We start from the raw sequence: 22625 nt of genomic DNA, 5'->3' as shown, positions 1-22625 counted from the left end.
GTGGAGCCCGTCCCCGCGCCCTAGGCTCAGCCCGCGGTCCCCGCCGATGAGCGCGCCTGCACCGGGGGCGAGGCGGCTGAGTTCGTTCTTCCAAGCGTCGAGGTCCTGTGGGAAGAGGTGGAGCTCCAGCCGGGCATCGAGGAAGTCGGCGTGCGCCAGGACCTCGGCCCGCAGGACGTCGTGGCCAGTCAACACACCGGGCCGGAAGCGGCCGGTGACGCGCACGACGCAGTAGTCGCCGTCCGCGTCCTCCAGGTGGATCAGGTCCACCGCGTCTGGGTCGGTCACCGTCGGCCTCGCCCTCTGTGCTGATCCGGTGTGCATCCTCGCTCATCGACATGCGGGCGGAACCCGCGCCCCCCACATCCACCCTTCGATGACCAGCCCGGCGCCCGCGAGGCAACCGCCGATCACATGAGGCTGTACGCCGTGGCGACGGCTGCCCGGATGGCCGAGCGTCGGGGGGGGCCGAGCCCCGACTACTTGCCGGCCGTGCCGGTGCGGTTGTCGGAGGGGCAGGCGACGGCCCAGGCTGCCTCGATCATCGGGAAGATCTCGTCCAGTGCGGCGTCCGGGCTGGACGCCTCGCGGGCCAGTGAGTAGGCGTCGATCACGAACCTCGCGATCGTCCGGCTCGCTGTTGTGGTCTGTGACAGCTCGGGATCGGCGGCGATGGCCGTTGCCAGCGACTCCGCATGACGCAGCCTCATCGACTCCTCGTACGCCCGCAGGGCGGGAGATTCGTCGATCATGCGCCAGATCGGGGCGGCGCTGTCCGCCGTGCAATGTCGGATCAGGGCCTCGATCTCGCGGCGTAGCACGGGGATGAGGGGCTCGTGCGGCGCCCGGCCGGTGACCGCCTGCGCGAGGCGTTGCTCGAAGTCGTCGTCCTGCTCGAACACCAGGGCCTCTTTCGAGGCGAAGTGGGAGAAGAGCGTGGTGACGGCGACATCGGCCTCAGCGGCCACGTCACGGATTCCCACCGCCTCGTACCCGCGTTCCAGGAAGAGCCGGAGGGCGGCGTCGGCGATCTTCCGGCGGGTCGCGGCCTTCTTCCGCTCACGGCGTCCTGGTGACTCGGTCATACCCTGACACTATCAGATACGAATCCGCATCGACTACAAAAAGCTATCCGTTAGTGCTACGGTCCTCCGCATGAAGAAAGTGAGCTTCGCCGAGTTCGGCGGTCCGGGCGTACTGCACCTTGTGGACGCCGAGGAGCCCCACGCGGGCCCCGGCCGGATACGCATCGCCGTACGGGCGGCGGGCGTGAACCCCGTCGACTGGAGGATCCGTGAAGGCCAGAAGCTGGGAGCCCATCCGGTCGAGTTGCCCTCCGGAGTCGGGCTGGACGCCGCCGGGGTGGTGGACGAGGTCGGCGAGGGCGTCGAAGGAGTCGAGGTCGGTGACCACGTGTTCGGCGAGGGCTCCAGCACCTATGCCGAGTTCGCCGTGCTGTCGGCCTGGGCCCGTATGCCCGAGGGGCTGACGTTCGAAGAGGCGGCCGGGTACCCCTCCGTGGTGGAGACCGCGCTGCGCATCATCCGCGAGGTCGGCGTGCGGCCCGGGCAGACGCTGCTGGTCAGCGGCGCGTCCGGAGGAGTCGGCTCGGCCGTGCTGCAGATCGCCCGCGACCGCGGCATCACGGTGATCGGCACGGCCGGGGCCGCGAACCAGGACTATCTGCGCAGCCTGGGCGCACTCGCCACGACGTACGGCGAGGGCTGGGTCGAACGAGTACGGCGGCTCGGCCGTGTCGACGCGGCCCTTGATCTGGCCGGCTCGGGCGTGATCCGCGAACTCGTCGATCTGACCGGGAACCCGCAGAAGGTGATCTCCATCGCCGACCTCGGTGCGCCGGAACTCGGTGTCCGATTCTCGGGCGTGGCCGGGAGCGTGCCGGAAGCGCTCGCCGTGGCCGCCGACCTCATCGCGAGGGGAAGGCTGCACATCCCGGTCGAGAAGTCGTACACGCTCGCCGAGGCCGCCGTGGCGCACATCGACAGCCAGGCAGGCCACACGCGAGGGCGCCGGGTCATAGTCGCCTGAAACCGGCTGGAGGAACGCCGACGCAACCGGAACGGCACAGATGCCATCTGTGACCGCGACGGCAACAGCGGCTCACCCTTCCGAGAACAGCGTCGCTTTCCCCAGCGCCGTCACGAGAATTCGGGCGGTTGCTGATCCCCGTACCGACGCGCGTCGGAAAGGTATTCGCCGGCCCGCTGCCGTACTGCGTCGGGCAGGGTGCCGCAGGCCAGATCGGCGAACGTGGTGGTTTCGAGCACCTGCCGCAGGCTGACCCTGACGGCACGCCAGACATCCGGCAGGGCCGCGGCGGCTCCCGCGTACTCCAGGCCGGTCAGGCGCAGGTCGCGCACGTTGGCGAGCGGGCCGTCGACCGCCCGGATCGCGGCGGCCAGCGGGATGTCCCGGGCCGGGCGCGCCAGCAGATAGCCCCCCTCCGGGCCGCGTACGTTCCGTACCAGTCGGGCGATGCGCAACTCGCGCAGGATGCCGAAGAGGAAGCGCGCGGGAATGTTCTGGCGCGAGGAGATCTGTTCTGCGGTCAACGGGGTGCCGTTTGCCGCGGCGAGCTCCGCCATGGCCCGAACGGCGTAGTCGGTCTTGGCCGTTACACGCATCGCGGCACCGTACCAGGCGACCCCACGGACGACCACCCTGCGCGGCCGGCAGGCACGGCTACGGCGACGGCTTCACGGGGGTGGCGGCGACACCTGGGCAGGCGGTGACGCGGGCAAGTGCCGTGAAGCCAGGGGGCTTTGTGCACGCGCCGGTCGGTGAGTTAACTGAATCGGTGAACTCACTCGGGTCGGGGCCTCGCCTTCCGGGCCCCCGGCGAGACAGGAGGTCCAACATGCCGGCAGCGGATCGGACCAGCACCACGGTGGCCGTCGTGGGAGCGGGCGCCGCCGGGGCCCTCGTGGCCGTTCAGCTCTGCGACATCGCGGCGCGCCGCCGGATCCCCCTCGACCTGGTCCTCGTCGATCCGGCGTACGGCGTCGGGCACGGTACGGCCTACGGCACCGCCGAGCCGCGCCACCGCCTGAACGTGCCCGCGAGCAAAATGAGTTGCTACCCCGACGACCCCGGGCACTTCCTGCGCTGGCTGCGCGAGCACGGGTCGCCCGGGGTGCGCCCGGGCGCCTTCGTCCCGCGCCACCGCTACGGCGCCTACCTCGACGACACCCTCGGCCGGGCCGCCGCGGCCGCGCGGAGCGTCGTCACCCTGCGGCGGCTGCGCACGCGGGCCGTCGCCTGCCGCTGGAACGACCTCACCGCACGGGCGCTCCTTGACCTGGCCGACTCCGGCACGTTGCACGCCGACCGGGTGGTGCTGGCCACCGGGCCACTGCCCGGCTCGTCATCCTGGGCGCCCCCGGTGCTGCGCCGGAGCGACCGCTTCGTCGCCGATCCGTGGGCCCCGGGCGCACTGGACGCCTGCCGCGCGGAGCACACCGAGGACGTCCTGCTCGTGGGCACCGGCTTGACCGCCGTGGACATCGCCCTGCTCCTGGAGCAGCCGGGCCGCACCGTGCACGCCGTGTCCCCGCACGGACGACTGCCCCTGGCCCACGCGGTGGACCCGCTGCCCGCCGTGCCCTGCCCCGTCCCGCTGCGGGGCCTCCCGCTGCCCGAGTTGCGCAGGGAGATACGCCGGCACATCTCCCGCACGGTGCGGGCACACGGCGACTGGCGTCCGGCCGTGGACGGGTTGCGCCCGGTCACCGCCGAACTGTGGTCGTCCCTGTCCGCTCAGGAGCGACGGGAGTTCGTCTCCACGGACGGTTCCTGGTGGAACGTCCACCGGCACCGCATGCCCCCGGACACCGCGGAGGCGGTCCAGCGGATGATCCGCACCCGCCGGCTGCGCCTCCACGCGGGCCGCGTGACGGCGGCCGAGCAGCCGGACGACGGCACCCTGCGCGTACGGATCGCGGGCCGGGACGGACGCGGGGAACTGACCGTCGGCCGGGTCGTGGACTGCACCGGCCCGGGGCGGGGTCTGAGCGAGGCGTCGGACCCGTTGTGGCAGAGCCTCCTCGACGCCGGGCTGGCCGTGCCCGACCCGCTGGACATGGGGGTCGAGACGGAGGACGGCCGGCTGCGCGACGCCCGCGGCCGCGCCCGGCGCCCGCTGTGGGTGCTCGGCGCCCTGCGCCGGGGCGAGCTGTGGGAGAGCACGGCGATACCGGAGATCCGGCAACAGGCCGTCACCGTCGCGGAGTCGGTGCTCGCCCGTGCGGAGACCCCCACCCGCCCGCGACGGCACCGCCCCGCCGACCACTCGGGCCAGCCCCTGAGCACACACGCCGCCGCGGCTGACGCGTACAGCAAGGGCGTCGAACTGGTGCTGAAGGTACGCGGCGGGGCCGAGCGGCAGTTCGAGCGGGCCGCGAGCCTCGACCCCGGGTTCGCCCTCGCACACGCGACGCGGGCACTCCTCGGCCATGAGTGCGGCGCCGACGTGGACGTCCCGCGGGCGCTCGCCGACGCACGGCGGTGCGCGCGCGAACACGCCGACGAGCGCGAACGCTGTTTCGTCGACGTCGTGGGCCGTCGCGTCCTCGGTTCCCCGGACGAGGGCGACGCCGCACTCCTGGAGTACGTCGAGCGGTATCCGGGCGACGAACTCGCGCTCGCGACGGCGGTGCCCACCATCGCCTTCTCCGGCATCCGGGACCTGGACGGACGACTCGCCCCGCGCGTGGTGGAGCGCACGGCGCGCGCGCAGGGAGGCGGTTGGTTCCACACCTCCCTGCTCGCCTTCATGCGCCAGGAGGCGGGCCGGTACGACGAGGCCGCCGAGCTGGCCCGCGCCGCACTGCGGGCCGAACCCGCGTCGGGTCACGCCATGCACGCCCTGGCCCACGCGAACTACGAGCGCGGCCACCACGAGCAGGGCCGCGCCGAGCTGGACCGGTGGCTGACCCGACAGGGCCGGCACAGCACCCACGGCGCCCACTTCTCCTGGCACGCCGCCCTGCACGAGCTGGCCGTGGACGACGTCGCGGCGGTGCGCCGCCGGTGGACGGAGCAGCTGGCGCCCGGGAAGGTGCGCGGGGTGCGGGCACTCGTCGACTCCGGCTCGCTGCTGTGGCGGGCCCGGCTCGCTGGAGGCTGGCCGGACCCCGTACCCGCCGACGAGATCCTGGACTGCGTGCCCGCGGAGGTGCGCGAGCAACCGGGCAGCGCCTTCCTCGCCCTGCACGTCGCTGTCGCTCTCGCCGCCGTCGAGGACCTCCCGGGGCTGCGACGGCTGCGGAGCCACGCGCTGCGGGCCGACCGGGCCCAGCGCGAGGTGATCGGCCCGCTGTGCGAGGCATACACCCACTTCCTGGAAGAGGACTGGGACGAGGCCTCGCGGCGTCTGGAGCACCTCCTGCCGAGGCTGCGCTGGGTGGGCGGCAGCGCGGCGCAGCGCGAGATCGTGGAGGAGTCCCTGCTCTACGCGCTGGTGTCGGGCGGCCGCTCCGACGCCGCCCGCGCGCACCTCGAACGCCGCCTGGACCGCCGGTCGTCACCGCAGGACCGGCGCCGGCTGACCGCACTGGCCTCGTGACGGCACACCAGCCGGGCCGAAGCACGGCACTTCCGCACGGTCTCCTCGAACCGCGAGAACCTCCCGTCGTCGCCCCGCAGGAATCCGGTCACCCGCCGGTGCGCCGTGTCCTTCTCGTCGTACGCGCCTCGCGTGATCACCGTCCACCGCGGTTTCTCCACGATGCCGACGGAGAACCAGCCGTGCACTGCTCCTGGTCCGCCACGTGATTGAGCGCCTCACGGGCCGAGACACAGAAGCCGGCGGGCGTTTCGATGGTGAAGTCGCGGCGACGGGGCCGCTGAAGTGGCGGGCGGCACCATGTCGGCGGTGCGGCCCCGTGCGGGCAGGGGGGAAGGGCGACGACAGCGGTGCCGCGTGCGGCTGGGGCGCTGTGCGACCCGGGAAGTTTCGGAGGTTGCACAGCGCGGTCCGGGCGATCCGGCCCGGGGTGGGCGAAGAACGGGAGGGGATCCGCGGGAGGGAACAGCTTCAGGAGAGTTCGGCGGGGTGGCGCAAAATGCCCCCGGGTCCTTGCGGTGCGGTGTGCGTGCAAGTTGAAATCGTTCCATCGGTACATCTTGACGCTGACTTCGCGGGGTCCTCTGGGGGTGGCCGTCATCGCTGTGGCGATCGTTGCTCGGTTCCCGTGTGCTGCGTGATCCCGCCGATGTCGCACTACGGAAAGGACGAGGACGTGACTCCGTGTGCCTCGGCAGCGAGCGAGTGGTGTCCGCCCCCCGGTGATTCCTCGGCAGAAAAAGGATATGCCGCCTCTCTGGAAGCCGCACCCAGGCGAGTTCACGTGGTTCCCATCGACTCGCTGTCCCCCCGGGAGGCGCTCCGCCTGCAAGGCGTCGTGAAAGAGCACGTACGGCTTCTCGCGGAGGTCGGGAAGAATCTCCCGCCGATCGTGGTCCACCGGCACACCAATCGAGTGATCGACGGCATGCACCGGTTGTGTGCGGCACGGCAGAACGGGCTCAAGGAAATAGCCGTCGAGTACTTCGACGGTTCCGAGCAGGAGGCACTGCTCCTCGCGGTCGAGACGAACACACGGCACGGATTGCCGCTGACCCTGTCGGACCGCAGAAACGTGGCCATGAGCATCCTCGGCACGTACCCCGACTGGTCCGACGGCGCCATCGGGGAGAAGGTCGGCCTGTCGCCGAAGACGGTCGCGAGGCTGCGCGCGGAACTCGGCGGGGACACGCCCCCGGCCGGGGCGAGGGTGGGCAGGGACGGCCGCGTGCGCCCGCTGAACGCCGACGCGGGCCGCATGAGGGCCAGCGCCATCATCGACGAGCGACCGGAGGCGTCGTTACGGGAGATCGCACGCGGCGCGGGCATCTCACTCGGCACCGCACGGGACGTACGGCAGCGCCGGAGCAAGGGGCAGAGCCCGCTGCCGGGCGGCCGTACGTGCGGGGAGAAGGCACCCGGCGGTACCGGCCAGGCCGCCACCGCCCGCCCCGTGGACTGCGTCTCCCTGTTGATGTCGTTGAGGAGCGACCCCGCGCTGCGCTACAGCCAGGCGGGCCGGTCCCTCCTGCGCTGGCTCGACGCCCGCCTGGTACGCGCCGACGAAGTCCGCGTCGCCGCCGGCGTACCGGCGCACCGCCGCGAGGTCGTCGCCACGATGGCGCGCGACTGCGCCGCCCTCTGGGAGCGGTTCGCCATGGAGTTGGAGAAGCCCGGCCCCTCGGAATGGGAGAGGACCGAGAAGGAGGCCGGGTAGGCGGCACGCCCCGCACCGGAAAGGCGCGGCCCGGCGCCTGGACCGCCCGGACAGCCGGGAGCCCGGCGAGTGGGACGAGCCGACACGGGGGGTGCCGGGGGAGTGGGCCAACAAACAGGTCCTCTTCCACAGCACCGCGGCGGCCAACCACGCCTCCCGGTCCGTCGCCGGGGCGCTGGGACCCACTCCGCTCGGCTGGATCCGGACGGTGGCCGCGGCGAAGTGATCCACGGCAGACCGGCCGGATGCCGCCCCACGGGCCGTGAGCGACGACCGGGTTCCCGTCGCCCCGTCCGAACCGCTCGGCCGCCGCCTCCATCCTCGACTTCGCGCGGAGAACCCCCCGTTCATCGGTCGGTCCACGCCCCTTGCGTCCTCTCGGCACGGTCGTGGCCTGCGGCAGCACCGAATTGCGCCACGCGGTCGTTCAACCTCGTACCCCTGGCATCCTGTCGGCCTCCGACGCGCGGCGCCATGACGAACTGCCCCGCGCCGAGAACCGGTTGCCTCGCCCTCACGCAACCCGCGCCTGCGTCCTCCGGGCGGACACGCTGACGGAACCCGGCACCTGCCGGGCCGGTGCCCGTGGGCCGTCGCGGCCGTTGCCGTCGTGGTCTTGACGGGTCGCCGCCGGAGCCCGTGCCCTCACGGCCGCCGGGTGCTTTCCAGGATGGTGGCGTTTCATGCGCCGGCACGCGGATTCCCTTCTTTCGTGTGCACGCACCCGGCTTTCCGCGCCGGGACGCCGGGGGCGCTCCGATAGTGGTCGGGCCGCAGGGCCGGGACCCGCCGGCGTCCGCCGGACAGGTCTTCAGCGATCCGGACAGTCCTTCGGCCATCCACCGCACAGCTCTTCCGTCGTAAGGGGACACACCATGCCCACCACCGAGGCGAACGACCGCGTCCAGCTCGTCTTCTCCCTGTTCGACGCCGACGGCAACGGCGTCCTGGAAGTGGACGACTTCGAGCTGATGGGCAAGCGGGTCGTCGCGGCGGTGCCCGAGGCCGACGACGGCGCGCGGAGCAGGCTGCTCGACGCCTTCCGCCGCTACTGGCAGACGCTCGTGCGGGAGCTGGACGCCGACAGCGACGGCCGTATCAGCCCCGAGGAGTTCACCGCGATCGTACTCAACCCGGAGCGGTTCCACGCCACGGTCGACGAGTTCGCGGACGCCCTGGCCACCATGGGCGACCCGGACGGTGACGGCTTCGTCGAGCGGGCGCACTTCACCGCCTTGATGACGGCCATCGGATTCCAGCGCCCCAACATCGACGCCCTGTTCGACGCCTTCGAACCCGTCGACGGTGACCGCGTCCCCGTGACCACCTGGGCGGACGGCATCAGGGACTACTACCGTCCGGAGAAGTCCGGCATCCCCGGCGACCACCTCACCGCGGGCACCGCCCGATGACCCCTCCCCTGAGCGGCGCCCCCGTACGGGAACCAGGCGCGGCGAAGCCCGTTGTCGGTCTGGCGGTGGGACGGGGCACCGGCCCGGAGCTCGCGGACGTCTTCGAGCGGGTGCTCGGCGCGCTGACCGCCGGCCACCCGCACGGCGTGGCGATCGAGCGCTCACCTCGCCTCTACCACTCGTACCTGTCGCTGCGCACGGAACGCGACGTGGCCGGGATCCGGGCGCTGACCGCCGAGGACGCGGACCATTACGAGTGGTTCTGCCGCACCCTGGCGGCGCGGGGCACCCAGGCGGTCTTCCGTACCGCCGTCAACGCCCAGTCGCTCTACCTCGTCCGGCAGCGGCTGCGCTCCGTGAAGGTGGATCTCCTCACCGACGGCGGTCGCTCGCTGCTGCTGGTGCGGGACCAGGCCCAGGGGTTCTACACCGGGGACAACCGCCACACGCACGGCGAGGTCACCCGCACCATGACCTTCAGCCGGGAGATCACCGAGGCCGTGGTGACCTACGCCCTGCGGCGGGCCCGGCGCGAGTGGCCCGACGGACACCCCGACCGCATCGTGATGGCCTACAAGTTCCATCTGCTGGACGGCGCCCTCGACACCTGGGTGACCGAACTCGCGGACCGGCTCCGCATACGCATCGACCTGTTCCAGCCGGACACGGTCAACCGCAACCTGATCACCCACGGCCTGCCCGACCGCACGCTGATCGTCGCCGGGAACGAGTGGGCCGACATCATGCATGTCATGCTGCTCGACCGGTTCGGCTCCGACCGGCAGGAGAACCGCTGCACCGAGAACGTCTGCCTCGGTTCCGGGCTGTCCGGCCTGGTCGAATACCAGACGGTCCATGGGTCCGCCGACGACCTCGCCGGCCGGGACCTCGTCAATCCGGTGGCGACGATCCGCGCCGCCGCACTCGTGGCGGAGCGCCATGCGGCACGCCCCGGAGCGGTACGGGCCGCGGAGCAGGCCCTGCGGGCCCTGGACGAGCGGGGCGTGCGCACCCCGGACCTGGGCGGGCGGCACTCCACCAGTGCCGTGGTCGACGCCCTGCTCGCCCTGCTCGACGGGCCGCCGGCCGAGGGCTCCCCCAAGGACGGCGCCCTGGTCGGCGGGTCATGACCGGCCCGGAACGGGGCGGGACGTGCGGGACGGCCCTGGTCGTCGTCGACCTGCAGAACGACTTCTGCATCGGCCCGGCGGGCCTGGCCCGCTTCGGCAAGGACACGACTGTGCTGGAACGGGCCGTCGCCGGCTGTGTGCGGGCGGTGGACCGGGCGCGCGAGTGCGGCGTGGAAGTGCTCTTCGTGCGCTTCGTCGGCGACCTCGAACACCAGGGACCCGGCTGGCGGTTGCGGGACCGTACGCTCGGCAAGCGGCCCAAGTGCCTGGAGGGCTCATGGGGGGCGCGGTTCCACGCCGTCGCCCCGGTCCCGGGCGAGCGGGTGTTCACCAAACGCGCCTGCTTCGATGCCTTCCTGTCCGACGGCTTCGAGGAACACCTCGGTGCGCGGGGCGTCGGCCATCTGGTCCTCGCCGGGCTGTACGCGGACGTGTGCGTGGACACCACCGCCCGCACCGCGTTCCAGAAGGGCTTCCACGTGTCTGTCCTGTCGGACTGCACGGCCGCGCTGCACCTGCCGTACGACGCCGTGCTGCGCTTCATGCGGCTCGTCTACGGCGCCAGGACCACCACGTCGGACGATCCCCGGGCATGGACCGTACCCGTGTACCGACCCGAGGAGGGGACGTGCGTCCGGCCGCCGGACTGAATCCCGGGATCCCGGAGGGCGTGGGCCGCACGGCCCTGCTGGTGGCGGCGGCCCGCGCCATCGAGACGCATCGCGTCGACGCGCTGGCCCGGGATCCGTTCGCGGAGCACTTCGTGCGCGCGGCGCCGGCCTCGGCCGGCTGGCCGGTCCGACCGGAACAGGTGCCCGCCGGTGAGGCCGATCCGCTGTGGGGCCGGCTCGGGCGGTACTTCGGCCTGCGCACCCGCGTCCTGGACGACTACCTGCTCCACGCGGCACGCCAGGGCGTCCGGCAGGTGGTACTGCTGGGGGCGGGTCTGGACTGCCGGGCGTTCCGGCTCGGCTGGCCGCCGGGCAGTGTGGTCCACGAGCTGGACACCGCCGGGGTGCTGGCGTTCAAACAAGCGGTCCTGGACCGGGCCGGGGCCGTTCCCACGACCGGGCGCCGGGCCCTCGCCGCCGACCTCCGGCTCGACTGGTCCGAGGCGCTGCTGGAGGCGGGCTTCGACGTCGCCGAGCCCACCGCGTGGCTCGCCGAGGGACTGCTGCTCTACCTCCCCGCGGCGGCCGAGCGCCGCCTCGTGGCGGCGATCGACCGGCTGAGCGCCGCGGGCAGTTCCCTGGCCTACGAGGTGAAGCTGGGCGTCGAGTCACCGCGGATCCGGGCCAGTCCGGTCTATGCCGCCGCGAGGCAGCGGACCGGTATCGACCTGCTCGCCCTGTTCGACGGCGAGCCCCGTCCCGACACGGCGGGCGAACTCGCCGCACGGGGCTGGACGGTGGCCGCACGCACGCCGTACGACTTCACCGCCGTACACGGCCGTGGTCCCCGCCCGGAACCCGACGACGCGTTGGCGGCCAACCGTTGGTTCTTCGCCACCCGACCCCTTCGGTCACCCGGCCCGGGATCCGGTACGGACGAACTCGACGGGCAACGCGTCGGCACCGGGTACGAGACGTTGGCCACGGCAAGCGGCTGTGGCGGCCGGTCTGCCCGCCGACCGGTTCGGTAGGCGCCATGGCCGCACCATGTCGGGGGGCACCAGCAGGAACCGCGAACCGGACCCTCAAGGACTGGGAGCCGTTGGCCGATGGCGGGGACATGCACTCACCTTCCGCGTTCGCGGGACGCCGCCTTCCCGCCTGGCGTCTGCTGGGGACAGCCGGGCTGTCCGCTGTCCTACCGGGCGTACTGGCGCGGTCTCCCGCGGCCAGGCCGGCCGAGGCGGTCACGCCGCGCCTGGCGGCGGCGGTGGACGGCCACGGACTGCGAGCGTTGTTCGGGTCGGAGAACCGGGTGATCCGTACGCGCGAGCGGGTGGTCGCCCTGACGTTCAACGCGGCCTGGAACGACGCCGGCCTGGACAGCGTCCTCGGGGAGCTCGCCCGTCGTCGCGCACCCGCCACCTTCTTCCTGACCGGCGACTTCGCCGACCGTCATCCCGCGGTGGTGAGGAGGATCGCGGCAGCCGGCCATGGGCTGGGCAACCACTCCGCGCACATCGGGGAGGTCGACGCCCTCGGTTTCGCGGACACCGAGTTCACCACCGACACCAACGGGTGGAAGGGAACCGAAGGGGGCATGACGGTGGACCGCGCAGTGGACAGGGCGCTGGACGCCCTGCGGCCAGGAGCCGTCCTCCAGATGCACGTCGGGGCCCCACGGGGCCGCACCGAGGTGATCGACGCCCAGGCCCTGCCCCGGATCCTCGACGCGCTCACCGCCCGCGACTACGCCGTCGTCGACCTGCGCACCCTGCTCACGTCCTGAACCACCCGGCAGCGCGTGGCCGTCGTACCCCGTCCCTCCCGCAACGGCCGGTCGTACCGGGCACAGCACGGTGCTCGGCAAGAGGGCCCTCCTCGCCCCGTGTCCATGTCAGTGGCGCCTGGAACCATGCCTTCGTCCGGAACAGCCGTATCAGGAGCGATGCGTGATCGTCCCCCGTGACGGCCTCAGGGAAACGGAAGCGGGGCCGGCGCGCGCTGCGGGGGATCAGGTGGGTTGAAAGGTCCAGCGCTGGTCGTTGCGGGCCGGCTTGCTGCAGGTGTACTGGACGAGCCGCGCTCCGGCTGTGGGTTCGTTGCCACCGTCCTGGAAGACGTCGGCGCACAGGTGCGACCCGGCGGCCACGAGCTGGAGGCCGTCCCCGCCCTCGCGCAGTGACCAGTGCTGGTTCGGCCCGCCGTGGCAGCGGTACTGGATGAGGTCGGTGTCGAGGGCGTCGCTGCTCTCGCGGACGTCGAGGCACTTGCGGCTGTGCACGTTGCGGATCTCGAACGTGTTCTCTCCCGCGGGCACGGGCAGCCAGAGCTGGTCGTTGGCGCCGGTGTACTTCTGCACGTGGATCCGGGCGCCGTCATCCGTGGTCGACCCCGCCACGTCCAAAACGAGTTCGGGATGGGCTGCGGCGCGGATGGAGACGCCTCGGTAGGGCGGTACGGGAACCGGTTCCTCGGCGGTGGATGCCGGGGCGGTGGCGAGCCCGGTGAGCAGCAGGGCCGCCAGCCACGTGGTGGCCTGGTGGCGGGCTGCGGGCAGGGTGAAGGGCATGCGGGTGCTCCTTTCGAGACGGATGGTCTTTTGGGCGGGCGCCGGGATCGGTCAGGCACTCGATGGGCGCGGCCGGCGGCTTCGAGGCGGCCGGGTACGCGGTGTGAGCCCGTCGACGAGGACCGGGTGTCCTCGGGGTGGGGCGTCGTCCGTTCTTCTGTCCACTGCGCCGTCTGCCGAAGCGACCGTACGCCCTGGAGGCACCGCGCACGGAAGTTCGTGTTCCGGTTCCTTGTGCGCGGGCGCACGCCGATACCCAACGTGCGCACCCGTCACGCGCTGGTGCTCCCTTCCGGGCGCCCCGAACGAGTGACATGCAGTGCGGGGCGCGAAGCGGGGGGCACGCGGGAGACACGCGGCCACGATCCGCCAGGTGCGTGACCGCGATCGTTTCCCTCACCGGAAGGACACCGCATGTCGTTCACCACACGAGCTGTGGGCCTGATCGCCGCGACGCTCCTGACCGTGCCCCTCACGCAGGCACACGCCGGCGTTCCCCACCGGATCGCGGAAGCCCCCGTCGGGCCCAACCTCATCAACAACGGCAGCTTCCTGAGCCCTGGAGTCACCCGCGAGCAGCGGCTCAAGGCGTTCAACTCGGACACCGACACCCCCATCGACCCCTGGGAGGTCACCGCCGGCGAGGTGCACATCTTCTCCGAACACGAGGCAGGCGCCGGCGGCGCCCAGGCCGCGGACCTCACCGGCGGCCCCAAAGCCACTATCAGGGAGGCCGTCCACCTCAACGAGGGCACCCGGTACCGGCTGACGTGGCAGGAGCGCACCGAGAGCTGGGAAGGGTGCGGGGAGAAGCCCGCCGAGAACCAGAAGTACCAGGTCGCCGTCACCGGACAGCGCACCAAGACCTACACCCCCACCTCGTCCTGGCAGCCGCCGGACCCCAGCCCCCTGGACTTCACCGCCACGGCGGACGACACGGTCGTGCAGTTCATCTCCGCCTCCGACAACAACGTGCACCCCGCCCACTGCGGCGCGATGATCACCCGCGTCTCGCTCAAGGAACTCAAGAGCGGCAACAGCTGACCCTTCGGCCCGACCCCGCCCGCACGCGATGGGCGCGCTGCCCGGCGGGCAGCGCGCCCCACCCTTCCAGGAGACCCAGGTTGAAACACACCGCCGCCCGCCTGCTCGCCGCCATGTTCCTGCTCGTCACGGCAACCCCACTGACCGCACACGACACCGCCGCCGCCGAGCCGTCGGTCCGCAACGGCACCTTCACCGACCCGGTCGCCCCCGCCGGCACCTATCTACGCCTCACCAACGACTCAGCCCGCGGTCCGGCCCACTGGTCACTCACCCGCGACAACATCGACCTCTACAGCGCCTCCCTGGCCCGCCTCGACGGTGCGCAGTCCGCCGGCCTCACCGGTTCGCACAACGGAGCCATCAGCCAGAGCATCGCCACCACGGCCGGGCAGACCTACGAACTGACCTGGCGGGACGCGCCGGACACCTGGCCCGGAGCCCCGCAGGACCCCACCGGGTTCGATCCGGAGAAGCAAAGCTGCGCGGACAAGAACGCCGACGACCAGCCCTACCAACTCGTGATCGGTGATACCCGCGCCGTCACCTACCGGCCGTCAGGCACCGGCCACCAGCCCGCCTGGACCGCCCGGTCCCGGCGGTTCACCGCCCGGGAGGACGACACCGTCATCCAGTTCATCTCCCAGTCCGACGCCGAGACGCTGCCGCACTGCGGACCCCAGATCACCCATGTGAGTCTCCACCCGGCGACCGACTCCCGCCACCAGGCGGACACACCGGCCGGGACCGCAGGCACCACCTTGTGATCCGGGACCGGGGCAGCCGTCCCGATCCCGCCCATGACATCACACCAGGCCGGTCGCGGGGGATCCGGTGGGCCGTACCCGCCGGCGGCAGGCGGTCAGGGTCTGACCTGTGCCACGCCGCCGCGCGTCGTGGATGTCCGTGAGGCGGGCGAGGGGGACATCATGGGGCAACGGAAGCGAGCGAGGAAGGAACCGGTGTGAGCGGGTTGGGCTCTGGCGGTGCGACACGCGGAAAGTCACGGTTCGACGACGTGTACGTCCAGCCGGACCCGCGCGCCTACTTCGCGCGGCTGGCACCACTGGACTACGAGATTCCGCACCACGCCCAACCGGTGTTCCGGCGACTGGCCGCGGAGCGGGCGGCACACGGTGACGGCCGGGCCGGCGGGCCGGTGGCGGTACTGGACCTGTGCTCTTCCTACGGCATCAACGCCGCCCTGCTCAACCACGAGGTCACGCTCGCGGAGCTGTACGACCGGTACACGTCCGACACTGCGCGGCGGATGACGTCGACCCAACTGGCCGCGTGGGACCGCGAGTTCTACGCCGAGCGGCGCCGGCCGGACGCGATGCGGGTATACGGTCTGGACATCGCCGCCCCGGCGGTGCGCTACGCCCGGGAAGCCGGTCTGCTGGACGCCGGATTCACCGACGACCTGGAACGGGTGCAGCCCGGACCAGAGCTGCGCGACGCCCTGGACGACGTCGGACTGATCACCCTGACGGGCGGCGGCAGCTACGTCACCGGGCGGACGTTCGCCGCGCTGCTGAGCGGCGCCCGGCGACCCGTCTGGGTGAGCGCGTTCGTGCTGCGGACCGTGTCGTACGAGCCTGTCGCCCGGACGCTGGCCGCACACGGGCTGCACACCACGACGGATGTGTCCCGGACCTACCCACAACGCCGGTTCACCGACGAGCGGGAGCGCAGGCACGCGATCGATGCGGTACGGGCCCTCGGCGGTGACCCGTCGGGACGTGAGGAGGAGGGCCGCTACCACAGCGTGCTCTACACCTCCCGGCCCAGCCCGATGCGGTAGATCCTTCACGAGCGAGCGGACCACCGGACCACCTTGCGCATGAGGCGGGTCGACGGGTGGGCGCGGGCACGGACTCCAGCGAATGTCTCGCGCCTGCGGGACCTCTGCCCCTGGCCGATGCCGGAGGCGGGGGATCGGTAGAGGGCGGCGCCGAGGACCTGCAAGAGCACCGCCGGCGTATCCATCAACCTTCTGGTCAAATTTGACTAGAGTGGTCGGCGTGAGCGAGAAGACGATTCCGATCCTGCCGTGCCGGACCATCCAGCCCGTGCTCGACTTCTATACCGCCCTCGGGTTCGAGGTGACCTTCCAGCAGAAGAGCCCCAATCCTTACGCGGTAGTCCAGCGCGGCGGCATACAGCTCCACTTCTTCGGGATGAAGCACTACGAGCCGGCCGAGTCGTTCAGTACGTGCATCGTCCGGACCGATGACATCGACGGGCTGCACGAGACCTTCCGGGCCGGGCTGAAGGCGGCGTACGGACGGGTACCGAACCGCGGGCTGCCGCGAATCGGGCCGCTGAAGAACACCTCACACGGCGTGCGGCAGTTCCTCATGACCGACCCCGGCGGCAACTGCATCCGCGTCGGGCAGCAGACGAGCGACGACCAGCACCACCGCCCCGCCCCCAAGGAGACCTTCGCCCGGGCCCTGCACCACGCTTCCCTCCTCGCCGACTCCAAAGAGGACCTGACGGGCGCCGCCAAGGTCATCGACCGGGTGCTGCGCCTTCAGGGCGAGCGGCCCACGCCCGTGCAACTGCTCCGGCTGCTCGTGCTGCGTGCCGACGTCGCCACCCGTCTTGGCGACAAGGAAGCCGCGACGTCCGCGCTCGCCGCGGCCACCGCGGTCCATCTCACCGCGGACGAACGGGAGTCCGTACAGGACGACCTCAAGCGCCTCGCGCAGTTGTCGGACTGAGGGCCGGGAAGGAGGCCGAAGGCCATGCGGTGCGCCCGCCACCGCCGGGCCGCCTCCACGGCCCCGGGGCCCGCTCGGGGCAAGGCGCGGATTCCCGGCAGGAAGTATGTCGAGAACGCCGGGCGTGCTTCTACCTACCCGTGACAGCCCTCATCCTGGGGGCGGGTACGACGAACGAGGAGCGGACCATGAAGTACATGCTGCTGATGCAGTTCAGCGAGGACAGCGTCGACTTCCCCAAGCTCGACGAGTGGAAGCCCGAGGAGATCCAGGCCCACATCCGGTTCATGAAGCGGACCAATGCCGGCCTGGCCGCCGCCGGTGAGCTGGTCGACGCCCAAGGCCTGGCCATGCCGGAGACCGCCCGGATCGTGCGCTCCCACAGCGGCGGCACGCCGGTCGTCACCGAGGGGCCGTTCCCGGAGTCCAAGGAGTGGGTGGCCGGCTGGTGGATCGTGGACTGCGGCACCGAGCAGCGGGCGATCGAGATCGCCGCCGCCGTCTCCGCCGCTCCCGGTCCGGGAGGCCGGCCGCTCAACATGCCGATCGAGGTGCGCCACGTCATGGCGGCCCCGCCCGCCGAACTCTGAGCCGCCCTGGTGACGACTTTCGAACCAGCCGTCGACGACCTGCTGCGCACGCTCGTGCCGCAGGTCGTCGGCGTGCTCACTCGCCGCTGGGGGGACTTCGCCGATGCCGAGGACGCCGTCCAGGAAGCTCTGCTGCACGCCGCCACCCAGTGGCCGGCCGAGGGTGTGCCCCGCAATCCGCGCGGCTGGCTGGTTCAGGTCGCCGGCCGCCGGATGACCGAGCAGGTCCGCAGTGCGCGGGCCCGCCGCCGGCGCGAGGAACTGGTGGCCGGGCAGGTCCCGGCCGACCGGCGCTCGGCACCGGGGGCCGACACCGGAGACGAGAGCGCGCACGACGACACCCTCACGCTGCTGTTCCTGTGCTGCCACCCCGTGCTGTCGCCGGCCTCGGCGATCGCGCTCACTCTTCGCTCGGTGGGCGGACTGACCACGGGCGAGATCGCCCACGCCTTCCTCGTCCCCGAGGCGACCATGGGCCAGCGGATCAGCCGGGCCAAACGAAAGATCAAGGACTCCGGTGTGCCGTTCCGGACACCGGACGACGCCGAGTGGCCGGCCCGGCTGGACGCGGTGCTGCACGTCCTCTACCTGATCTTCAACGAGGGCTATGCCACCAGTACCGGCCCCCAGTTGCGACGCGTTGAGCTCACCCGGGAGGCGATCCGCCTGGCACGGGCCGTCCACACGCTGCTGCCGGACGACACCGAGGTGGCCGGCCTGCTCGCGCTGATGCTGCTCACCGAGGCGCGCGGGGCCGCCCGCACCGACGCGGACGGCGGACTCGTCCCACTCGCCGAGCAGGACCGCAGCCGTTGGGACACAGCCGCGATCGCCGAAGGCGTCGCACTGATCACCGCCGCCCTGCCACGCGGCCCGGTCGGCCCGTACCAGGTGCAAGCGGCGATCGCGGCCGTCCACGACGAGGCACCCACCGCCGCCGAGACGGACTGGCCACAGATCCTCGCTCTGTACGGGGTGCTCGCCCGCATCTCGGACAACCCACTCATCACCCTGAACCGGGCGGTCGCCGTCGCCATGTTGGACGGCCCCGCCGCCGGCCTCGCTCTGCTCGCCGACCCGCATCCCGCGCTCGCCGGCCACCACCGGCTGTACGCCGTCCGCGCCCATCTGCGCGAACTCGCCGGGGAGAGGGAGGCCGCCGTTGCCGACTACCGCACCGCCGCCCGCCGCACCACCAGCCTCCCCGAGCGGCACCACCTCAGCCTGCTCGCCGCCCGACTGGCCGCACGAGCGGAAACGGAGAGCTGAGCCACCGGCCAAGGCCCGGCGAAACCGGACGACTACTGACATCGGCGGGCCAGATCACTTGAGAACCCACAACGACCGGGCCAGCCACCCGGGACAGCGACCGGACCCCGGCGACACGCGATCACTCCGGCGGATCCGCCCACCTGCCGGCCCGGAGCCGGACCGGTCCGAGCCGGGCGACCCCGCAACGGACGAACGGTTGACCGCTCATTCCCGGGATGTGAACCCACCGGCCGATGCCCCGGCGAAAAATCAAACGGTGGGCCAATGCCGTGCGGGCAGGCCGGTGACAGCGTCTGCCTGTGCCCACGGACTGCCCGGCGCGGCACGGCCGGAGTTCCACCACCAAGGGAGAGTCCATGACCACCACGCAGGTCACCGCCCGGAAGAGCATGACGCGCCGGAGCGTGCTCGCAGCCACGCTGGCCGCCGGGACCGCCTCGCCGCTCGCCGCCGTCGCCGGTCCGGCCGCCGCCAGGTCGGCCATGACACGACTCAGGCTGCCCGTCCCGACCGGGCCGTACCCGGTGGGCACGGTGCAACTGCGCCTTGTCGACCGGTCACGGCCGGACGACATCGCGGGACCCGGGCACTTTCGCGAGCTGATGGCCACCGTCTGGTATCCCGCCCGGGACGTCCGGCGGTACCCGGTGGCGCCCTGGATGCCGGCCGGCGCCCTTCGTGCGTTCCTCGACGACGCCGGATTGAGTGACCTGGCCGACTCGGGCCCGCTCTCCGCCGGCCACGTGGGCGCTCCGGTGCGGCGATCGGGCAGGCGACTGCCCGTGGTCGTGTTCTCTCACGGCGCGCACAGCCACCAAGGCGACCACACCATCACGGTCCAGGAGCTCGCCAGCCACGGATACGCGGCCGTGACGGTGGCTCATCAGTACGACACCTACACCGAGTTCCCCGACGGCCGGATCGGCGTTCCGCTCCGCGACCGGCAGGCGCCGACGCTGCCGGGGGACTTCGCCGCCGACCTGCGTTTCGTCCTCGACTGCGTCGAGCAACTCGCCGCCGGGCACAATCCCGACGCCGATCACCGGCAGCTGCCGGCCGGACTGCTCGGTTCCCCCGACCCGCGCCGGATGGGCGCGTTCGGCTGGTCGAAGGGCGGAACGGCCACCGCCTGCGCCACGCTCGCGGACGAGCGCATCCGGGCCGGGCTGAGCCTCGACGGCCCGATGCGGATGGACCCGCCACTGACCGGTGACTTGGACCGGCCGTTCATGATGATGTCCGCGGAGTACACCCGGGCCGCCGATCCCGCGGTCGCCGCATTCTGGTCGCACCTGCGGGGCTGGCGCCTGAACATCCAGGCCGAAGGCGCCTCCCACGCCTCGTTCGGCGACAACGAGGCGCTGTTTCCACAGGTGGCGAAGCTGCTCGGGTGGAGCGGGCAGCAGCTCCAGGACGTGATCGGCACCCTCGATCCACACCAGGCGGTGAAGGCCCAGCAGGCGTACCCGCTCGCGTTCTTCGACCAGCACCTGCGTCACCGCCGGGAACACCTGCTCGACGGGCCGTCCCCGGCCTTCCCGGCCATGACGTTCCTCACCTGAGGTCCGGGGACGCGGCACCACGGCTCCATGGGAGCCCGTGCCTGGCCGTTCTTTGTCCGCCCGTGTGCTCGATCGGCTTGGAACGGGGTTCTGGAACGGGGGCTTTGCCCTGCCGGCATGGCATGGATGAAGGGTCTTTTGGTAGCTCGCGGGCGTGGAGTCCAGCGAGGAGCAAGAGGCCTTGGTGTCGAAGTGTCGCGTGGTTGCGGTCGCCGGGTCCAGCCCGTCCACTCCTGCGTGTGACTGTTTCGCCCGACGGCCGTGCCGCTCCGCGTGGTGGCCGCGGTCGGCGTGCGGCCGACCACCGGCCGGTCCTTCGCGGTGGTTTGCCCGGTGCTCGTTCCGGCTCCCAGGGGACCGGGCCGGTTTCCTCAGGGCGGAGGGTGGTCATGATGCGGGAGGCGGAGGAGGGGCAGAGGTCATGACAGCCGACCGACGGCAGCGACCGGCACGGGACGATCGGGAGCTGCGCTTATGGAGGGCCGGCCGGGCCTTGGCCGCCACCTTCGTCACCGCGGTCCTGGTGGCGGGCGGCGTGTTCTACGGCTTGGTGTGCGTACTGGACTTCCAGGAGATCGACCACACTCGGAAGCTCGATGCCAAGACACTCTTCGACCTGGTGAAAGTCTCCTTCGGAGTGGTCGCCGGGGCCGGCGCCCTCGTTGCGCTGGTCGTCGCCTACCGTCGCCAGCGCGTCGACGAAGCGGGCGCCCACCGGGAGGCCACCAGGCTCCACACCGAACGCTTCTCCCAGGCAGTCGAACAACTCGGCTCGAACTCCCCGGCCGTGCGACTCGGCGGCGTCCACGCCTTGGCCGGCCTCGCCGACGATGCCCCCGACCAGGCCCTGCGCCAAACCTGTATCGATGTCCTGTGCGCCTATCTCCAGCTTCCCTTCACCCCCGACCCCGGAGAAGACCCCGCCCACCAGGAGGAACACCACTGCTACCTGGCCTCCCGCAAGGTCCGGCACACGATCCTGCGTCTCATAGGTGATCACTACCGACGCCCGCAGGGTGCCTACGGCTCCTGGCAGGGCTGCGACCTCGACCTCACGGATGTCACCGTCGACGGCAGTATGGACTTCAGTGGCGCGGCGTTCTCCGGTGGCACGGTGTCCTTCGCCGGCGCGGTGTTCTCCGGTGGCACGGTGTCCTTCGCCGGCGCGACGTTCTCCGGCGCGGAGGTGTCCTTCCGCGGCGCGTCATTCTCCGACGGCAGGGTCTTCTTCACCGGCGCGCGGTTCACCGGCCGCAAGGTGTCGTTCGGCGATGCGCGGTTCTCCGGTGGCACGGTGTCCTTCGCCGGCGCGCGGTTCACCGGCGGGGAGGTGTCCTTCCGGGGTGTGACGTTCTCCGGTGCCAGGGTGTCCTTCGGCAGTGCCAGGTTCTTCGGCGGGGAGGTGTCCTTCCGCAACGTGACGTTCCGTGACGGAAGCGTGGACTTCGGCGCGGTGTTTTCCGGCGGCGGGGTGTCGTTCCGTGGCTCGACGTTCTCCGGTGGCCAGGTGTCCTTCGCCAGCGCCACGGGTCCCGCTCCTCTGGGGCTGCTCGCTGCCGTCGGCGCTGATTCCGTGACGGTGACCCTTTCCTCCGGTTGGTCGCCCGGGGGCGCGTAGTCGGAGTTCGCCCCGAAGGTCTGGTCCGGGGACGCACGGCCCCTTGCGCGGGTCCCGGATAGCCTTCCGGCATGGAAACAGTCCTGGTGAGCGCGTGTCTGCGCGGAGTGCCGTGCCGATTCGACGGACGGCACAAGGCGTCCCCGGAGATCGAGGCCGCGGTCGCGGGCCGCGAGCCGGTCCCCTTCTGCCCGGAGACGGCGGGCGGGCTCGCGACCCCGAGGCGCCCCGCCGAGCTGGTCGGTGGTGACGGGCACGCCGTGCTCGACGGCAGGGCACGCGTGGTCGACGACATGGGCCGCGACGTGACGGCGGAGTTCGTCGCCGGAGCCCGCCTCGCGCTCGCGGCGGCCCGGCGCGCTGGCTGCCAGGAGGCCCTGCTGATGCCGCGCAGTCCTTCGTGTGGCCGCGGCATGGTCCACGACGGCTCGTTCACCGGCCGGCTGACGGCGGGCGACGGGGTCACCGCGGCCCTGCTCGAACGGAACGGCATCACGGTTCGGCCTGCTCCCGGAGCGTGAAGCCGTCGGCCCGGCCGGGGAGCCGCCTCCCCGGCCGGGGAGAGGGAGCAGGCGTCCCGGTCATGTGCTGGACGATCGACCGGGATCAGGCGCGGATCGTGGAATTGCCGGACGGGCCGGAGCGGTCCCGGCTCTCCCCGCCGGTGGACGGAGCCGCCGTCTCGTTCCCCTGTAAGGAGGCCGAGTTCGGGTGGGTGCTCGCCGGTACGACCGGGACCGGGGGCCACTAGTGGGCGCACGGGCGGGGGACGAGCGCCTACGGGCTC

General features: G+C 72.0%; 21 protein-coding genes and 1 pseudogene. 18 read left to right on the top strand and 4 right to left on the bottom strand.

The window, feature by feature from the left end:
• Nucleotides 1-33: 33 nt before the first annotated feature.
• Nucleotides 34-324 (bottom strand): annotated as a pseudogene (locus ACZ63H_RS24520) (DUF5959 family protein); the annotation flags it as partial.
• A 155-nt stretch (nucleotides 325-479) separates the two neighbouring features.
• The gene (locus tag ACZ63H_RS24515; RefSeq protein ID WP_469868370.1) at nucleotides 480-1085 is read right to left on the bottom strand and encodes a TetR/AcrR family transcriptional regulator; all 606 of its coding nucleotides are present in this window, start codon (nucleotides 1083-1085) and stop codon (nucleotides 480-482) included.
• Between the two features lie 70 nt (nucleotides 1086-1155).
• Here ACZ63H_RS24515 and ACZ63H_RS24510 point away from each other — a divergent pair, with 70 nt between their 5' ends.
• Entirely contained in the window at nucleotides 1156-2049 is an 894-nt protein-coding gene (locus tag ACZ63H_RS24510; RefSeq protein ID WP_469868368.1) for an NADP-dependent oxidoreductase, read from the top strand.
• Nucleotides 2050-2159: 110 nt separating this feature from the next.
• Here ACZ63H_RS24510 and ACZ63H_RS24505 read toward each other — a convergent pair whose 3' ends face one another.
• The gene (locus ACZ63H_RS24505; protein ID WP_469868366.1) at nucleotides 2160-2645 is read right to left on the bottom strand and encodes an RrF2 family transcriptional regulator; all 486 of its coding nucleotides are present in this window, start codon (nucleotides 2643-2645) and stop codon (nucleotides 2160-2162) included.
• A 233-nt stretch (nucleotides 2646-2878) separates the two neighbouring features.
• Between ACZ63H_RS24505 and ACZ63H_RS24500 the strand changes: the two genes are divergently transcribed.
• From ACZ63H_RS24500 to ACZ63H_RS24465, 8 genes are all read left to right on the top strand, one after another.
• Nucleotides 2879-5584, top strand: a complete 2706-nt coding sequence (locus tag ACZ63H_RS24500; protein WP_469868364.1) for an FAD/NAD(P)-binding protein — start codon at nucleotides 2879-2881, stop codon at nucleotides 5582-5584.
• A 784-nt stretch (nucleotides 5585-6368) separates the two neighbouring features.
• Nucleotides 6369-7301, top strand: a complete 933-nt coding sequence (locus tag ACZ63H_RS24495) for a ParB/RepB/Spo0J family partition protein (protein ID WP_469868362.1) — start codon at nucleotides 6369-6371, stop codon at nucleotides 7299-7301.
• Between the two features lie 91 nt (nucleotides 7302-7392).
• Nucleotides 7393-7527, top strand: coding sequence for a hypothetical protein (locus tag ACZ63H_RS24490; RefSeq protein ID WP_469868360.1), 135 nt, complete (start codon nucleotides 7393-7395; stop codon nucleotides 7525-7527).
• A gap of 649 nt (nucleotides 7528-8176) precedes the next feature.
• Nucleotides 8177-8713, top strand: coding sequence for an EF-hand domain-containing protein (locus ACZ63H_RS24485; RefSeq protein WP_469868358.1), 537 nt, complete (start codon nucleotides 8177-8179; stop codon nucleotides 8711-8713).
• Nucleotides 8710-9843, top strand: a complete 1134-nt coding sequence (locus ACZ63H_RS24480) for an isocitrate/isopropylmalate family dehydrogenase (RefSeq protein WP_469868356.1) — start codon at nucleotides 8710-8712, stop codon at nucleotides 9841-9843. The genes ACZ63H_RS24485 and ACZ63H_RS24480 overlap by 4 nt, the downstream gene beginning before the upstream one ends.
• Complete coding sequence (locus tag ACZ63H_RS24475) at nucleotides 9840-10493, top strand: cysteine hydrolase family protein (protein WP_469868354.1); 654 nt, start codon at nucleotides 9840-9842, stop codon at nucleotides 10491-10493. The genes ACZ63H_RS24480 and ACZ63H_RS24475 overlap by 4 nt, the downstream gene beginning before the upstream one ends.
• The gene (locus ACZ63H_RS24470; RefSeq protein WP_469868352.1) at nucleotides 10436-11485 is read left to right on the top strand and encodes a class I SAM-dependent methyltransferase; all 1050 of its coding nucleotides are present in this window, start codon (nucleotides 10436-10438) and stop codon (nucleotides 11483-11485) included. The genes ACZ63H_RS24475 and ACZ63H_RS24470 overlap by 58 nt, the downstream gene beginning before the upstream one ends.
• Before the next feature lie 89 nt (nucleotides 11486-11574).
• The gene (locus ACZ63H_RS24465; protein ID WP_469868350.1) at nucleotides 11575-12243 is read left to right on the top strand and encodes a polysaccharide deacetylase family protein; all 669 of its coding nucleotides are present in this window, start codon (nucleotides 11575-11577) and stop codon (nucleotides 12241-12243) included.
• A gap of 225 nt (nucleotides 12244-12468) precedes the next feature.
• Here the strand turns inward: ACZ63H_RS24465 and ACZ63H_RS24460 are convergent, their stop codons facing one another.
• Entirely contained in the window at nucleotides 12469-13026 is a 558-nt protein-coding gene (locus ACZ63H_RS24460) for an RICIN domain-containing protein (RefSeq protein ID WP_469868348.1), read from the bottom strand.
• A gap of 414 nt (nucleotides 13027-13440) precedes the next feature.
• Here ACZ63H_RS24460 and ACZ63H_RS24455 point away from each other — a divergent pair, with 414 nt between their 5' ends.
• The 9 genes from ACZ63H_RS24455 (at nucleotide 13441) to ACZ63H_RS24415 (ending at nucleotide 22359) form a co-directional block, all read left to right on the top strand.
• Entirely contained in the window at nucleotides 13441-14070 is a 630-nt protein-coding gene (locus tag ACZ63H_RS24455) for a DUF642 domain-containing protein (RefSeq protein WP_469868346.1), read from the top strand.
• Nucleotides 14071-14150: 80 nt separating this feature from the next.
• Nucleotides 14151-14837 (top strand): DUF642 domain-containing protein, encoded by a 687-nt coding sequence (locus tag ACZ63H_RS24450; protein ID WP_469868344.1) that lies wholly within the window; start codon nucleotides 14151-14153, stop codon nucleotides 14835-14837.
• 251 nt (nucleotides 14838-15088) lie between these two features.
• Complete coding sequence (locus tag ACZ63H_RS24445; RefSeq protein ID WP_469868342.1) at nucleotides 15089-15874, top strand: hypothetical protein; 786 nt, start codon at nucleotides 15089-15091, stop codon at nucleotides 15872-15874.
• A 220-nt stretch (nucleotides 15875-16094) separates the two neighbouring features.
• Nucleotides 16095-16796: a bleomycin resistance protein gene (locus ACZ63H_RS24440; RefSeq protein WP_469868340.1), complete on the top strand. Its 702-nt coding sequence runs from the start codon at nucleotides 16095-16097 to the stop codon at nucleotides 16794-16796.
• A 140-nt stretch (nucleotides 16797-16936) separates the two neighbouring features.
• Nucleotides 16937-17386, top strand: coding sequence for a YciI family protein (locus tag ACZ63H_RS24435; protein ID WP_469868338.1), 450 nt, complete (start codon nucleotides 16937-16939; stop codon nucleotides 17384-17386).
• Between the two features lie 9 nt (nucleotides 17387-17395).
• Nucleotides 17396-18655 carry an RNA polymerase sigma factor gene (locus tag ACZ63H_RS24430; protein ID WP_469868337.1) on the top strand — a complete coding sequence of 420 codons (1260 nt, stop codon included), beginning with the start codon at nucleotides 17396-17398 and terminating at the stop codon, nucleotides 18653-18655.
• A 359-nt stretch (nucleotides 18656-19014) separates the two neighbouring features.
• Entirely contained in the window at nucleotides 19015-20220 is a 1206-nt protein-coding gene (locus ACZ63H_RS24425; RefSeq protein WP_469868335.1) for an alpha/beta hydrolase family protein, read from the top strand.
• Between the two features lie 421 nt (nucleotides 20221-20641).
• The gene (locus tag ACZ63H_RS24420) at nucleotides 20642-21838 is read left to right on the top strand and encodes a pentapeptide repeat-containing protein (protein WP_469868333.1); all 1197 of its coding nucleotides are present in this window, start codon (nucleotides 20642-20644) and stop codon (nucleotides 21836-21838) included.
• Between the two features lie 71 nt (nucleotides 21839-21909).
• The gene (locus tag ACZ63H_RS24415) at nucleotides 21910-22359 is read left to right on the top strand and encodes a 2-thiouracil desulfurase family protein (protein WP_469868331.1); all 450 of its coding nucleotides are present in this window, start codon (nucleotides 21910-21912) and stop codon (nucleotides 22357-22359) included.
• Nucleotides 22360-22625 lie beyond the last annotated feature (266 nt).

It is taken from the genome of Streptomyces sp. NPDC104831 (genome assembly GCF_055583025.1).
Note: the sequence above shows the minus strand (reverse complement) of the source record. Positions and strands in the feature narration are given on the sequence as shown.

Excerpts from the sequence above, each read along its gene's own strand:
- ACZ63H_RS24475 (WP_469868354.1), top strand. The coding sequence starts at position 9,840 with ATGACCGGCCCGGAACGGGGCGGGACGTGCGGGACGGCCCTGGTCGTC.
- ACZ63H_RS24460 (WP_469868348.1), bottom strand. The coding sequence starts at position 13,026 with ATGCCCTTCACCCTGCCCGCAGCCCGCCACCAGGCCACCACGTGGCTG.
- ACZ63H_RS24510 (WP_469868368.1), top strand. The coding sequence starts at position 1,156 with ATGAAGAAAGTGAGCTTCGCCGAGTTCGGCGGTCCGGGCGTACTGCAC.
- ACZ63H_RS24515 (WP_469868370.1), bottom strand. The coding sequence starts at position 1,085 with ATGACCGAGTCACCAGGACGCCGTGAGCGGAAGAAGGCCGCGACCCGC.
- ACZ63H_RS24505 (WP_469868366.1), bottom strand. The coding sequence starts at position 2,645 with ATGCGTGTAACGGCCAAGACCGACTACGCCGTTCGGGCCATGGCGGAG.
- ACZ63H_RS24470 (WP_469868352.1), top strand. The coding sequence starts at position 10,436 with ATGGACCGTACCCGTGTACCGACCCGAGGAGGGGACGTGCGTCCGGCC.
- ACZ63H_RS24415 (WP_469868331.1), top strand. The coding sequence starts at position 21,910 with ATGGAAACAGTCCTGGTGAGCGCGTGTCTGCGCGGAGTGCCGTGCCGA.
- ACZ63H_RS24485 (WP_469868358.1), top strand. The coding sequence starts at position 8,177 with ATGCCCACCACCGAGGCGAACGACCGCGTCCAGCTCGTCTTCTCCCTG.
- ACZ63H_RS24465 (WP_469868350.1), top strand. The coding sequence starts at position 11,575 with ATGCACTCACCTTCCGCGTTCGCGGGACGCCGCCTTCCCGCCTGGCGT.
- ACZ63H_RS24420 (WP_469868333.1), top strand. The coding sequence starts at position 20,642 with ATGACAGCCGACCGACGGCAGCGACCGGCACGGGACGATCGGGAGCTG.
- ACZ63H_RS24455 (WP_469868346.1), top strand. The coding sequence starts at position 13,441 with ATGTCGTTCACCACACGAGCTGTGGGCCTGATCGCCGCGACGCTCCTG.
- ACZ63H_RS24500 (WP_469868364.1), top strand. The coding sequence starts at position 2,879 with ATGCCGGCAGCGGATCGGACCAGCACCACGGTGGCCGTCGTGGGAGCG.
- ACZ63H_RS24480 (WP_469868356.1), top strand. The coding sequence starts at position 8,710 with ATGACCCCTCCCCTGAGCGGCGCCCCCGTACGGGAACCAGGCGCGGCG.
- ACZ63H_RS24425 (WP_469868335.1), top strand. The coding sequence starts at position 19,015 with ATGACCACCACGCAGGTCACCGCCCGGAAGAGCATGACGCGCCGGAGC.